This is a genomic window from Burkholderia sp. Ac-20384, from assembly GCF_017104605.1.
GTDB lineage: Bacteria > Pseudomonadota > Gammaproteobacteria > Burkholderiales > Burkholderiaceae > Burkholderia > Burkholderia lata.
Window position 1 is genome coordinate 40,321 of sequence record NZ_JAAGPE010000016.1, and the last position, 13,172, is coordinate 53,492.

Consider the following 13,172-nt stretch of genomic DNA (forward strand, 5'->3'; position numbering starts at 1 on the left):
GTGCCGGTGCAAGGACAAACTGACGAGGACGGAAGGAACAGAAAAATGAATCGCAAACCCAGGCCGGATGCACAGACCCGGCGCAACCTGTTGCGCCTCGCGGCGGTGGGCGCGGCGTCGCTCGCGGCCGGCGAAGTGTCGCTCGCGCATGCGGCCAACGCAGCAACCGGGAGCGACGGCGTGCTCGACGTCGCGATCATCGGCGCGGGGCTCGCGGGGCTGACTGCCGCGCGCGACCTGAAGCGTGCCGGATGTGAATCGTTCGTGGTGCTCGAGGCGCGCGATCGCGTTGGCGGGCGCACCTACAACCACGACCTCGGCGGCGGGCGAATCTCCGAAGCCGGCGGTCAATGGTTCGGTCCCGGCCAGACGGCGATCGTCGATCTCGCGCGCGAGCTGAAGGTCGATACCTTCGATACCTACTACGCGGGCAAGACGGTGTTTCTCGCGGACGGTGCGCGGGTGGCCCAGGACACGCAGGGCACGGTGGGCGGCAACCCGGTGATCGCGGCCCGGCTCAACGCGATGGCGAAGCACGTGCCGTCGGCGGCGCCGTGGAAGGCGCCGAATGCGGCGGCGCTCGACACCATGTCGCTGGGCGCGTGGCTCGCGCAGCAAGGCCTGACCAACGAAGAGAAATTCTCGTTCAGCCTGGCGGCCCGGTTGTCGCTCGGCACGGCGCCGGCGCAACTCGGCTTGCTGCACTACCTGGCCACGATCAACAGCGCGAACAGCGATTACGACCAGCTCGAGTCGATCAAGGGCGGCGCGCAGGAGTCGCGTTTCGTCGGCGGTTCGCAGGTGCTGAGCATCAGGATGGCGAACGAACTTGGCGAACGGGTGAAGCTGTCCTGCCCGGTGCGCAAGATTGCCGGCTGGAATCGCGAGGTGGTCGAACTCACTACCGACCAGGGCGTGGTGCGCGCGCGCCGCGTGATCGTCGCGTTGAATCCGGCGCTGTGCGACCAGGTCGTGTTCGACCCGCCGTTGCCGGACGGCCGCGCGCAGTTGCAGCGCCGGTGGCCCGCCTATGCGCCGATGCGCAAGACGGTGCACGTCTACGACAGGCCGTTCTGGCGGGACGACGGGTGCAACGGGCAGGTCATCCCGGTCAACAGCCCGCTGCTGTGGGCCTATGACAATTCGCCGCCGGACGGGTCGATCGGCGTCATCAACGGCTTCATCGCACCGGGCGCGCTCGCGAGCGACGCGAAGGTGGCGGAGCAGACGCTTTCCGCGATCTACGCACAGGCGCTCGGCGACAAGGCGCTGCGCCCGACGCAGTTCCACGATTACGACTGGGGCAAGGTGGATCCGTGGTCGCTCACCTGCATTCATCCGATTCCGCCCGGCTTCTGGACGAAATGGGGCGAGTACCTGCACCCGCCGGTCGGGCGGCTGATCTGGTCAGGAACGGAGACGGCCGACATCTGGGCCGGCGCGATGGATGGCGCGGTGCGTTCGGGGCATCGCGCCGCGCTGCAGGTATTGGGTGCGCTCGCGCACCGGACGAAGGAGGCTTGAGTGAAGCGAGCATGGATCATCGGCGTAGTCGTGGTGGCTGCGGTGTCGGCGGCCGGCGTGCTGTTCGGGCGCGATCTGTACGGCTACTACCGCTTCGGGAAAGCGCTGGACGGCGAAGTCGACGCGCTCAAGGCCGATGCCGGCCCGTGGCCGCAGCCGCAGGAGACGTGTTTTATCTGTCACGGCCCGCGCGGGCAGTCCGGTAACGGCGGATATCCGGCGCTGTCCGGCCAGCCGGCGGCCTACCTCGAGGCCCAGTTGCGCGCGTTCGCCAGTGACCGCCGTCCGGACCCCACCATGGGGCCGCTTGCGCGCGGCATGGACGAGCAACAGATGAAGCTGCTGGCCGCGTATTTCGCGCGGCAGGCACCGGTGCAGAACGAAAAGATCCGGGTCGACGCGGCGCTCGCGGCGCGCGGCATGGCGGTGGTGCAGGCGAGGAGTTGCGTTGCCTGTCACGGCGCGGGCCTGACGGGCAACGAACGCGCGCCTCGCCTTGCGGGGCAGGGCGAAGCCTATCTGGCCGACCAGCTCGTCGCGTTCCGCGCTGGCAAGCGGCATGACGAGACGGGCGCGATGAATGGCGTGGCCGCTGCGTTGTCGGACGAGGACATCCGGGCCGTTGCGCATTATCTGGCGAGTATCGTGCCGGCGCACGCCGCGGCGGCGACCGCATCGACGGATCGTGCGCCGCGCCTCGCGAATCACGATGAGGCGGATCTCGTGAAGCAGATCACGGCCATCAAGACCGGGAATCGTGCCGATTCGGCCAGTGCGATGCATGCGGCGGTCGCGAGGTTGTCCGGCGACGACATCCGCGCTGTGGCGTATTACCTCGCCAATGTGTCTTCCGGGCACGAAGGCGGCAGCGTCAGGTAACGCCGGGCGCGATGTGGCGATCCCGCCCGCGAGTCGCGACGACGCGGGCGGGCGGTCGCACCGCACCGCGCCGGAACCGTCAGGCTCGGCGCGGCCCCGGCACACGTGACGCGGCGAATCGCGGCTGCCGCCTGCCGCCGCCGGGCGACGGCGCCCCGGATGGAAATTGGTGTCGGCATCGGGTATAGTCGTTCGCGACCGGCGAAGTGCCGGTCCCATCACATCAGGAAGGCGGGAACGCCCAGATCACGACGGAAACGATGACAGTGCCTATTGAGCAACCGACCAGGAAACGGCGCACATCGAGTGCTGCACCCACCGGCGCACAGCCTGAAGGCCTTCGGGCCCAGGGCGTTCGTACGCGCAAACTCATCGTGCGCGTGGCGCGGAAACTCCTGCTCGAGGGCGGTGCGCTGGAGTTTTCCCAGCGCGCGGTCGCGCAGCGTGCCGGCATCAGCGTCAGCAACCTCCAGTACTACTTCCCGACGCGGCTCGCGGTGCTGCGCGCGGTCATGGAGCCTGAGATCGAGGCCTACCTGACCGAGCTGAAGCGCGCGCTCGAAAGCGGCGCATCGCCGCGTGAGACGCTCGATGCATTGCTCGGGATGGCGCTCGAGAATGCGAAGGACGTCAAGGGCACGGCCCTGTGGGCACACTTCATGTCGTTCGCGTCGATCGATCCGGAATGCGCGCGACTGATCGACGAATGGTATGCGTCCCTGACGCAAGCCATCACCGCGCTCGTCCGCTCCGTGAATCCGGGCCTCAAGGCGGCAGACGGCGAGCACGTCGCGATGCTGCTCGTCGCGATGGCTGACGGGCTGGCGCTCCAGTACACGATGGGGCGGCAGACGGAGGGGCTCGATGCGAGGTTCCTGGCGTCGGTATACAGCCTGGTGGAAGGCAAGGTGTCCGGCGGCAAGAGCCGATAGCGGCCGCAGCCGGGCCAGGTGACGCGAGAAGACAGGGCATGCCCCTGTCTTTTTTCTTTTGCAGCCGCCGCGTGCGATCCCGCGCGATGGGCGCGATGTCTGGCACCGACGACGTGCGGGGGCATTTAGCTGGCTCGTGATGGCGTGCCGAACGTCCCGCGGAATTTCGCGAGCTGACGCGATTCCGCCACGAGCTGTCCATCCATATCCCGCAATTCACCGTCGATCACCAGCAAGCCATGGCGAACCTCCTTCGTCAGGAAGCGTGCGTGTATGGGTCCGGGGCCGGGGTTGGCCTTGACGTGTACCGCATATTCGATCGTCGGCACGGATTGCCACTCGGCGCGATCGATGATGTTGTAGATCGGTGGCGGGAACGCATCGGCGAAGAGGGTCAGCGACGCGAGCGTCGATGATGCTTCGTCATCCAGAGCAATCCATCCCTCGATGGTCGCGGTGGATTCCGGTGCGCTGTTCTGCAATACCCCGGGTGCGAGGCGCAGGTTGAACTGCGAGATGAACGACCGCATCGGATCGGGGAACGCTAGCGTGTCGATGCGCACGCATGCGTGATAAGGCGTGACGGGCAACTGCGGTCCCGCGCAATGCGATGCCGAGGCACCGGTTGTCCGTGAGAAATCGGTGAACGTCGCCACGTAGAACGCCTTGAGGTCCCCGTCCTGCATGAGCGACAACGTCGCGCGCGACAGGCTTTTCGTCGATCCGAGTTCAATGATGCGAGCCGTTGCCGGGCCGGAAACGGGATGACCAAGAAAACTCGCGTTGATCGACAGCAGATCGGGATGCGCGCTGCGGCCGCCGAGCGTTTCGGCTGCGAGCCTGGTGAGGTAGCCCCCGTTCGGATAGCCGAGGACGTTGAATCGCGACGAGATATCGACGGGGATTTCTACGCAGGCGCCTGACATTCCTGTTCCCATGAAGTCGTGCCCCGCCGACGAGACGGGGAATCGATTCGCCGCGCAAGTGGGTGGCCGGCGCATCCACGCCGCGCGGCACGGCAAATGCCGGCGGTTCGATGCGCTTTCACGCATGAATTCGTGACGCCAAGCATAGCGAGCACGTGCGCCGCACTGAAGTTTATTTTGTGAATCGGCTCGTATTCGTGCGATGAATGATTCGCTGCGAACAGCGTCGCGTACCGGCATGCACAGACACGCCGAAGGCAGGGTAATCCCCTGTCTTTGTTTTATTCTGGTTGTATGTATCATGACCTACGTTTGTCACATATTCCTACAAATGGATTGCATGGTTCGTCGACTTGCCTGGCCCCCAAAGCGGGGCAGGGATGGCGGCCGCATTCCGGTCGGTTCGGAACGACGTGCCGAACGGGCCGCCTATCGTTCGTCATCCTGATAGATGGCTCCCGAGTGAATTTCATTGCAGTAGCGAACACACCATGCCAAAGAAGTCTTTCCCCAATGGAGCAGCCGATCCGCATCGACGGCAGTGGCTCAAGTACGCCGGTGCGTCAGCCGCAGTCGCGGGCACGCTGGCGATCGGCGCACGGCAGGCGAGCGCCGGCGAAGGCGGCCCGTCCGGCAATGCGGGCGACGTGCTCGACGTGGTCATCATCGGCGCGGGGCTGGCCGGTCTGACGGCGGCGCGCGATTTGCGCCAGGCCGGTTGCGAATCGTTCGTGGTGCTCGAGGCGCGTGACCGTGTCGGCGGCCGGACCCTCAACTACAACGTCGAAGGCGGATACGTCACCGAGGTCGGCGGGCAGTGGATCGGGCCGGGCCAGACCGCTGTCGCCGATCTTGCGCGCGAGCTGGAGGTCGGCACGTTCCCGAGCTACTACGAAGGCAAGACGGTAATCCTGGGCGGCGAAGGCCGCGTGGCGATCGACCTGAAAGGCACGTTCGGCACCGACGAAGCCATTTCGTCGAAGCTCAGCACGATGTCGCGCGACGTGCCGTCGGGCGCGCCGTGGACCTCGCCTCGAGTCGGCGAACTGGACAAGCTGTCGGTGGCCGACTGGATGGTGAAGCAGGACATCAAGCCCGAGGACCGGATCGGTTGGGACGGCTCGTGCACGCTGTCCGGCGGTGCTCCGCCGGTCAAGATGGGGCTGCTGCACTTCCTGTCGATGATCAACTCGGCGTCGTGCGACTACACGCAGCTCGACTCCATCAAGCACAGCGCACAGGAAACGCGTTTCGTCGGCGGATCGCAAATTCTCAGCACGAAGATGGCCGCGCACCTGGGCGACAAGGTGCGCCTGTCGACGCCGGTGCGCCGGATCTCAAACTGGGATCGCGACGTCGTCACGCTGCATACGGATCACGGAGACGTGCGAGCGCGGAAGGTCATCATGGCCATCCACCCGGCCCTGTGCAACCAGGTGCAGTTCGAGCCGCCGTTGCCGGAGAAGCGGGCGTCGCTGCAGCGCGCATGGCCCGCTCACTCGCCGGCGCGCAAGACCGCGATGGTCTATCGCCGTCCGTTCTGGCGCGAGAAGGGGCTGAACGGCCATATCTTCCAGGCGGGCGGGCCGGTCATCTGGGCCTACGACAACTCGCCGCCCGGCGGCGAGATCGGGATCATCAATGCGTTCGTCCGGAACGCAATGCTGCCGTCGGACCGGAAGGCCGCGCAACGCATGCTCACGGAAATCTATGCGCAGGCATGGGGCGACGATGCGCTGTCGCCCGTGTCGTATCACGACCACGACTGGAGCCGCGTCGATCCGTGGACGATCACGTGCGTGTCCGCGATTCCGCCGGGATTCTGGAGCGCGCACGGCGACGGGCTGCATTTGCCGTGCGGCAACCTGATCTGGTCGGGGACCGAAACCGCGAACATCTGGGCGGGCTACATGGATGGCGCCGTGCGCTCGGGCCACCAGGGCGCATTGCAGGCGCTGAACGGCTTGCGCCGCGCATAGGAGAGCAATCATGAAAAAACGCATTTTGCTCGCCGTTGCGGGGCTCGTCGCCGTGTTGCTCGTCGTCTTCGGGCCGTCCCTGCTGAACCTGTACCGGCTCCAGCAGTTCGTCGCCGCGTCGGAAGACGCATATCGCGCCGACGGCGGCCCGTGGCCGCACCAGACCGACACGTGCCTCGGCTGTCACGGCGACAAGGGCACCTCGCTCGAGCAGGGCTATCCGAGCCTCGCCGGGCAACCGGCGTCCTACGTGGCGGCCCAGCTTCACGACTTCGCGAGCGGCAAGCGCGCGAACCCGAACATGGCGCCGCTGGCGATGAGCCTGAGCGAAGCCGACATCAAGTCGCTGTCCGACTACTACGCGCGGCAGCCGGCCCGCCGCAACCGCTATTTCGAGGCCGATCCGCAACTCGCGGCGCAAGGCAAGCTGCTGGTCGAGAAGGCGGCGTGCGCAGCGTGTCACGGCGCGCGCCTGACGGGTCAGGCGCAGTTCCCGCGGCTGGCGGGCCAGGGGCACGACTATCTGCTGAAGCAGATGGACGCGTTTGCCGCCGGCACGCGCACCGAAGCGACCGGCACGATGCAGCGCGTCACCGCGGCGCTGTCGCAGAAGGACCGCGAGGCGGTCGCCCAGTACCTGGCAAGTTTGAATCCGGAGCAGGAATGATGAACCGTACGCAATCGGAATGGAGTGTTTGACCATGGACAGCAGAACTCTCGTGCTTTGCCTTGCCAGTGCGTTGCTGGCGACCACCACCGCCATCTATGGCTGGAAGTTTCTCAAGAAGCGCAATTACCTGCTCGGGATCGAGTGGTTCATCGTGACGGTGTCGTCGTCGAATGCGCTGATCTATTTCGCGACTCACTTCGAGCTGTCGGGGCTCATCTCGCATTTTCTGGATGCGTTCTCCCGGGGCTTCGGGATGCCGATCGTCGCCGTCGCGGGGCTGATGGCCGTGACGCGCGGCTACAAGCCGTCGGGGTGGCAGGACGTCGCGCTGTTCGCGATTTCCGTTGTCGGCACCGTCGTGCTCGTGTCCGGCGTCGTCGGCAAGGCGCTGCCTTACTTCTATGTCGCGATGTGGGGGCTGCTGACGATCTATCTCGCGGGATTCGTCCGGAAATTGCTGGCGGCCGGCGAGCGGTTCCATGCGATGACGTCGACCGTGGCAATGGTGACCTCGTTCGCGATCGCATGCATCTACGATTTCTATCCGATACCCGGAGACGCGCACAACGTCGTGGTCAATTTCTACGTATTCGCACTGGTGACGTGGTCGTACGTGACGGTCGTGCTCTATTACGCCTATTGCGCGCTGGAGCGTGCAGGTCAGACGCATGACGCCAGCCGGCTTCGCTCGACCCGGAACGGGAATCGTCGCCTTGCGTAAGTGCGTGGCGAAGCGCATCGGGGCATTTGCGTCGCTCGATGACACACGCCGGAGACGGCCACTGTGTCATCGGGTCGTGCAGTGCTGAATCGCTTCCGGAGCGTACTGCGACCGATAGCGTGTGTGACCGGCGGCGCTCGGTGCGAGACGCGCGGGCATGGGCCTTGGCGTATCCCCGGATCTTCGTGGGGCAGTCTCGATATCGATCCACCGGCAGCCTGAATGCATCGTGATGCGCATTCATTCAGGATTGACGACGGGTATCGAAACGACGCTGTCGACGACACGTTAAGGCCGTCAAGTAATCGTCACAGGGAAGAGGGGCGTTGGCCCCTCGCCTGACCTTTCGTCTTGCTCGCCAGTCGGCGCGCCAGTTGGTGCGGCCGACCGGGAGCGCGGCTGTCATCCCGCTTGGTCTACGCACTGCATCTGCACCGGGAATACCCGCTCTTTTTATTTCGTTCTAAATTTATCATCATTACCTAACATTGTTATTCCGAACTACTTTTGAGACGGTACACAGCACCCGCAAATAGGGCGGGGGCGAACCAACAGGAGGTGACAGATGGATGATGTCAAGCGCAGGGCTTTCGCAGAGGACGGCGCGGTTCTGATCGAAGGTCTGCTGAACGAGGAACAACTGGCTCAATGCCGGCGGGCGTTCGACTGGGGTATCGAAAATCCGGGACCGATGGCGTCGAGTATGCTCGACGGCACCGAATTCCGGTCGCACGTCGACAACGCGAATCCGTATGCGAAGCAGCGCCTCGACGAGCTGGTCGACACGCTGCCGCTCGGTCGACTGTTCGCCGACCTGTGGGGATCGAAGCACGCGTGGTATTTCGCCGAGGAACTCTTCCTGAAGCAAGGCGGCAAGGGCGCCCGCTCGCTGTGGCACCAGGACACCTCGTACCTGCCGTGGGCGGGGATGCACTTCGGCAACGCTTGGATCAGCTTCGAGGCGGTTCCGAAGCGCAATGCGCTCGAGATCGTGCGGGGTTCGCATCGCGGCGTGCGTCACGACGGCACCACGTTCCAGAACGTTGACGATCCCACCGAGCCGCTGCATGGCGGTGGCGTCTGGCCGCGGATGCCCGACATCGAAGCCGAACGTCGCGCCGATCCGGGCAAGTACGACATTCTCTCGTGGGCCACGAAGCCGGGCGACGTCCTGTTGCTGCACCCGGGCGTGCTGCACGGCGGTGGCGTGGTCGATCCGGATTTCCCCGATCGCCACACGCTCGTGCTGCGCTTCTTCGGCGACGACGCCACCTTCAGCCCGCTGCCGGACAACAGTGCGTCGGGCTTTACGCCGGCGGGGATCCTGTTCGTCGAGGAAATCGCGTCATTGAAGGCGGGCGACCCGTTTCGCGCGCCGTGTTTCCGTCAACTCGTCTGAATCCGGAGGATTCCCGTCATGACAACAACCAGCAAGCGTCAACCGATCATTCCACCCGGGTTCAAGGCGTGGTACGACACCTACCATTTCGCTCCGGCCACGCGGGTGGGCGACACGATCTGGGTATCCGGCCAGGTCGGAATCGGCGCGGACATGCGGCCGGGCGACGGCGTACAGGCGCAGGCGCGCATCGCGTTCGAATCGCTGAAGGCGATTCTGGTCGAGGCCGGTGCGAGTCTGGCCGACGTGGTGGAACTGATGACTTTTCATACGGACCTGCGCGCCGAGGTCGAAGCCTTCGGGGCCGTGAAGGACGAATACTTCCCGGATCGCTACCCGTCGTGGACAGCAGTCGGGGTGACGCAGCTCGCGCTGCCCGAATTGTGCGTCGAAGTGCGGGCGGTGGCGGTGGTCGGGTCGGGCGCTGCTTGAGGAAAAAGTCGGGCCGTTAGCGCGGCCGGCGCGGCGGCTGCGACTGCGACGTAAGGAAGCATTCTCAGCCGCTGCATCCGGCACCTGAGGCTGGTTCAGCCGGATGCGGCGAGCCCCGAACTGGCGATGGAAGGGGCACGCAGGGCATGCAGCATGTGTGACGGAAGAGCATTCAATATATTTCGTATTACTTACAACATAGCGCGCGTCGGAGAAAGCAATGCCGAGCGCTTCGCGGTCGCGGAAGTCCCGCGACGGCTGGCCGGAAAACGGCGCGTTCGCCGCGAGAAATCGCAACGAAACGAACGCCAGCTGACCGACGGCCACACAACCGGTGAATGAAGGCTGAGTCTCGGAAGGAGAGCATGATGAAGAAGCACACGATCGGAACCGTGTCCGCAATCGCGGCGGCGTTGTTGATGATGGCCGGCAGTGCGATGGCCGACGACCTCACCGCGGTGGGGGCCGAACGCGGCGCGAGCAAGGACGGATCCATTCCTGCCTTTGCCGGCAGGCAGGAGCCGCAGTCGGGCTGGGAATACGGCAAGACGCGCGGCGATTTCTGGAAGCACCGGAGCGAGAAGCCGCTTTACTCGATCGATGCCGCGAACGTCGACAAGTACGCAAGCATGCTGTCGCCCGGCCAGATCGCGTTGATCAAGCAGCGCAAGGGCTACCGGATGGATGTCTATCCGTCGCACCGTGAGTGCCAGCTGCCGGAGTTCGCCGAGCAGAATACGAAGGCCAACCTCACGGCCGCGAAGCTCGCGTCGGACGGCGAGACGCTCGAGGCGGCTGTCCTGCCCGGCGTGCCGTTTCCCCAGCCGAAGACCGGCGCCGAGGCGATCCTGAACTACGAGAACCGCTATCGCGGCGTCGGCATCGAATGGCCGCTGGACGTCACGACCATCTCGCCGCGTCCGGGCGGCGGTGAATGGATCGACGGGATCGGGCCGCAGGTCTTCTACTTCCCGTCGGGCAAGACGGGCAAGAGCGGGCCGAAGGATGTCGACCAGCTCAGCCTGGCCGCGTACTTCTCGGCCACCTCGCCGGCCGCGCTCGCCGGGCAGGCCTTCGTGCAGCGCCAGTATTTCAACAAGGATTCGGAAACCTACTACTACTTTCCGGGCCAGCGCCGCGTGAGACGCATGCCGGCCTATACGCACGATGCCCCGCTGATCGGTTTCGAGAACCAGTACCTGATCGACGAAGCCAACATGTTCAACGGCTCGATCGACCGGTTCAACTGGAAGCTGGTCGGCAAGCGCGACATGCTCGTTCCGTATAACGCGTTCGGCATGTACAAGTTCAAGAGCAAGCTGCACGACGTCGCGACGCCCGACGGCATCGCGTCGGCGAACCGGCGCTACGAGATGCATCGCGTGTGGGTCGTCGAGGCGACGGTCAAGCCGAGCGCGCGCCACGTCGCATCGAAGAAGGTGTTCTACCTGGACGAGGACAGCTGGCTCGCGCTCATCGGCGAGGACTACGACGCGCAGGGCAAGCTGTGGAAGGTGCGCGAGAGCTACCCGATTCCGGTCTGGGAACTGGGCGGCACCTGCGACAACGAGCCGATGGCGCAATACGACCTCCTGAACGGGCGCTACGTGATGGATTCGTCGACGATCGGCCAGGGCAAGGACATCCGCTGGTACCAGGAGATCAACGATCCGCGCTTCAAGTCCGATTTCTTCACGGCGGAATCGCTGAGATCGGTCAGCGAACGCTGATTGCCATAGACATATAAAAAAATGAATCCGACGTGCGCGCTCGCGCCGTCGGTATCTGGTCTGGAGATGGGTGGGACGATGAAAGCAAGCAATATAGTTAGGCATACTACGGTGTCGATTGCCATGCTGGGTGCGGCGACGTCGACTGCGTACGGCTACGAGTTCACGCTCGGGGACGGCAGCGTCCAGGGATCGTGGGTGTCCAATCTCACCGCGGGTGGCGGAATCCGGACCAAGAGTCCGAGCTGTTCGCTGACCGGCGATCCGAACGCGTACGGGTGCGGCGCGGCCGCCAATACGAACCAGTGGGGCTACGGCGACGAAGGCGACCTGAACTACCGCAAGGGCCAGCCGTTCAGCACCTACGTGAGCGCGACCAGCGAACTGCTGCTGAAAATGCCGAGCGAAGGGCTCAAGTTCATGGTGCGCGGCACGGGGATGTACGACTTCCTCGCCGGGAGAACGGCCAGGACGCCGCTGTCGAGCACGGCTGCCGCGCAGGTCGTATACAACGCGCAGCTACTCGATCTGTGGGCGCAGAAGGATTTCACGATCAACGGGCACAGCGCACACGTTCGGCTCGGCAACCAGGTGATCAACTGGGGCGAGAGCATGTTCGCGCAGAGCGGCATCAACGCGACCAATTCGCTCGACACGCAGAAACTGCTGATCCCTGGTTCGCAGCTCAAGCAGGCGCTGCTGCCGGCGCCGATGCTGAGCCTCGCCGCCGATCTGTCCCACGGCTTCAGCACCGAGGCCTATTACCAGTTTCAGTGGAACGGCAACCGCTTTCCGCCGGTCGGGTCGTACTGGTCGCTGGCGAACGTCGTCGGCCGCGGTGCCGAACCGTTCACGATCAACGCGAACAACCCCAACCTGGCCGGACCGGGCGTGGGCACGATCGCGAATGCGATCGGCGGCGGGGCTGCGGCGGGCAACCAGGATACGCTGAACGCGATCAAGAACGGGCTCGTGAACGGCGCGTTCGCAGGGCCGCCGTTCAACGACCTCGGCATACCGGTCTCGACGCAGCTGCCCGCGAAATACCGGCCGCAGTTCGGCGTGAAGTTCAATTATTCGCCGCGCTCGTTCGACGCGAACTTCGCGTTCTACTACCTGAACTACACGGACAAATCGCCGGTGCTGTCGACGCTGGCCAACGGCACCGCGCAGTGGTCGTATCTGCAGAACCGCCAGCTGTTCGGCGCGAGCGCGAACTTCGGCGTCGGGCCGTGGGCGATCGGCACCGAGCTGTCGTACCGGCCGCGCGATGCGGTCGCGCTGTCGAGCTGTTACGGCGCGGGCGGCCCGACCGACCTGATCACGAACGGCGTGCAAGGCGTCAACTGCCAGCAGTGGGCGGACAAGAAGAAGCTCCAGCTCGACGTGAACGGGCTGCTCGCCCTGACGCGCAGCGAGTATCCGTTCCTGAAGCTGATCGCCGCGGATTCCGCGACGCTGACCTGGGAACTCACGTGGATCTACTACCCGGGCCTCGGTTCGGACGTCACGCGCACGGTGGGCGGGCAGCCGGTCACGCAGGTGCCGGCCACCGGTTATTTCCCGTGGCTGAACAACAACTCGGGGCTCGGCTACCCGATCACGCAGGGGCAGGGCACGTCGAGCTCGGTGGGCGCGACGATCGACTTCAACTGGACCTACGACGGCTCGCTGATTCCCGGCTGGCAGGTCACGCCCGGCGTGACGTTCAGCACGGGCCTGTACGGCTACACGCCGACCTTCACGGCCAACTACATGCAAGGCGCGAAGTCGGTCAACGTCTACGTGCTGTTCAACCAGAATCCGCCGACGTGGCAGGCGGGCATCAACTTCGCGGCGTTCTTCGGCGGCCATCAGTCGGTGGGGAATCCGTACGCGGATCGCAATTTCATCGGTGTGTTTGCCACCCGGAACTTCTGACGGGTGCCAGTGGAAGCGAGTGCGCACGTCGGGCATCGCCGGAAAACATGAAGGGGTCAT

General features: G+C 65.0%; 10 protein-coding genes and 1 pseudogene. 10 read left to right on the forward strand and 1 reads right to left on the reverse strand.

Going from position 1 to position 13,172, the window contains the following annotated elements; translation table 11 throughout:
- Positions 1 to 45: 45 nt before the first annotated feature.
- From G3O00_RS05095 to G3O00_RS05105, 3 genes and pseudogenes are all read left to right on the forward strand, one after another.
- A complete protein-coding gene (locus G3O00_RS05095; RefSeq protein ID WP_206142287.1) occupies positions 46 to 1,524 on the forward strand; it encodes an FAD-dependent oxidoreductase in 1,479 nt (492 codons plus the stop codon).
- Positions 1,525 to 2,190 (forward strand): annotated as a pseudogene (locus tag G3O00_RS05100) (c-type cytochrome); the annotation flags it as partial. It lies immediately after the preceding gene.
- Positions 2,191 to 2,663: 473 nt separating this feature from the next.
- Positions 2,664 to 3,335 (forward strand): TetR/AcrR family transcriptional regulator, encoded by a 672-nt coding sequence (locus G3O00_RS05105; RefSeq protein WP_174932909.1) that lies wholly within the window; start codon positions 2,664 to 2,666, stop codon positions 3,333 to 3,335.
- 125 nt (positions 3,336 to 3,460) lie between these two features.
- Here G3O00_RS05105 and G3O00_RS05110 read toward each other — a convergent pair whose 3' ends face one another.
- A complete protein-coding gene (locus G3O00_RS05110) occupies positions 3,461 to 4,501 on the reverse strand; it encodes a thioesterase family protein (RefSeq protein WP_206142289.1) in 1,041 nt (346 codons plus the stop codon).
- 251 nt (positions 4,502 to 4,752) lie between these two features.
- Here G3O00_RS05110 and G3O00_RS05115 point away from each other — a divergent pair, with 251 nt between their 5' ends.
- The 7 genes from G3O00_RS05115 (at position 4,753) to G3O00_RS05145 (ending at position 13,112) form a co-directional block, all read left to right on the forward strand.
- Positions 4,753 to 6,240, forward strand: a complete 1,488-nt coding sequence (locus tag G3O00_RS05115; RefSeq protein WP_206142290.1) for an FAD-dependent oxidoreductase — start codon at positions 4,753 to 4,755, stop codon at positions 6,238 to 6,240.
- 10 nt (positions 6,241 to 6,250) lie between these two features.
- Positions 6,251 to 6,907 (forward strand): c-type cytochrome, encoded by a 657-nt coding sequence (locus tag G3O00_RS05120; RefSeq protein WP_174932902.1) that lies wholly within the window; start codon positions 6,251 to 6,253, stop codon positions 6,905 to 6,907.
- Between the two features lie 34 nt (positions 6,908 to 6,941).
- A complete protein-coding gene (locus G3O00_RS05125; RefSeq protein WP_174932901.1) occupies positions 6,942 to 7,631 on the forward strand; it encodes a hypothetical protein in 690 nt (229 codons plus the stop codon).
- A gap of 565 nt (positions 7,632 to 8,196) precedes the next feature.
- A complete protein-coding gene (locus tag G3O00_RS05130) occupies positions 8,197 to 9,030 on the forward strand; it encodes a phytanoyl-CoA dioxygenase family protein (protein WP_011349526.1) in 834 nt (277 codons plus the stop codon).
- A gap of 18 nt (positions 9,031 to 9,048) precedes the next feature.
- Positions 9,049 to 9,462: a RidA family protein gene (locus G3O00_RS05135; RefSeq protein ID WP_206142291.1), complete on the forward strand. Its 414-nt coding sequence runs from the start codon at positions 9,049 to 9,051 to the stop codon at positions 9,460 to 9,462.
- 365 nt (positions 9,463 to 9,827) lie between these two features.
- Positions 9,828 to 11,192 carry a DUF1329 domain-containing protein gene (locus G3O00_RS05140; RefSeq protein WP_174932895.1) on the forward strand — a complete coding sequence of 455 codons (1,365 nt, stop codon included), beginning with the start codon at positions 9,828 to 9,830 and terminating at the stop codon, positions 11,190 to 11,192.
- Between the two features lie 78 nt (positions 11,193 to 11,270).
- The gene (locus G3O00_RS05145) at positions 11,271 to 13,112 is read left to right on the forward strand and encodes a DUF1302 domain-containing protein (RefSeq protein WP_174932893.1); all 1,842 of its coding nucleotides are present in this window, start codon (positions 11,271 to 11,273) and stop codon (positions 13,110 to 13,112) included.
- Positions 13,113 to 13,172: the final 60 nt, after the last annotated feature.

Excerpts from the sequence above, each read along its gene's own strand:
- G3O00_RS05095 (WP_206142287.1), top strand. The coding sequence starts at position 46 with ATGAATCGCAAACCCAGGCCGGATGCACAGACCCGGCGCAACCTGTTG.
- G3O00_RS05105 (WP_174932909.1), top strand. The coding sequence starts at position 2,664 with ATGACAGTGCCTATTGAGCAACCGACCAGGAAACGGCGCACATCGAGT.
- G3O00_RS05110 (WP_206142289.1), bottom strand. The coding sequence starts at position 4,501 with ATGCCGGTACGCGACGCTGTTCGCAGCGAATCATTCATCGCACGAATA.
- G3O00_RS05115 (WP_206142290.1), top strand. The coding sequence starts at position 4,753 with ATGCCAAAGAAGTCTTTCCCCAATGGAGCAGCCGATCCGCATCGACGG.
- G3O00_RS05120 (WP_174932902.1), top strand. The coding sequence starts at position 6,251 with ATGAAAAAACGCATTTTGCTCGCCGTTGCGGGGCTCGTCGCCGTGTTG.
- G3O00_RS05125 (WP_174932901.1), top strand. The coding sequence starts at position 6,942 with ATGGACAGCAGAACTCTCGTGCTTTGCCTTGCCAGTGCGTTGCTGGCG.
- G3O00_RS05130 (WP_011349526.1), top strand. The coding sequence starts at position 8,197 with ATGGATGATGTCAAGCGCAGGGCTTTCGCAGAGGACGGCGCGGTTCTG.
- G3O00_RS05135 (WP_206142291.1), top strand. The coding sequence starts at position 9,049 with ATGACAACAACCAGCAAGCGTCAACCGATCATTCCACCCGGGTTCAAG.
- G3O00_RS05140 (WP_174932895.1), top strand. The coding sequence starts at position 9,828 with ATGATGAAGAAGCACACGATCGGAACCGTGTCCGCAATCGCGGCGGCG.
- G3O00_RS05145 (WP_174932893.1), top strand. The coding sequence starts at position 11,271 with ATGAAAGCAAGCAATATAGTTAGGCATACTACGGTGTCGATTGCCATG.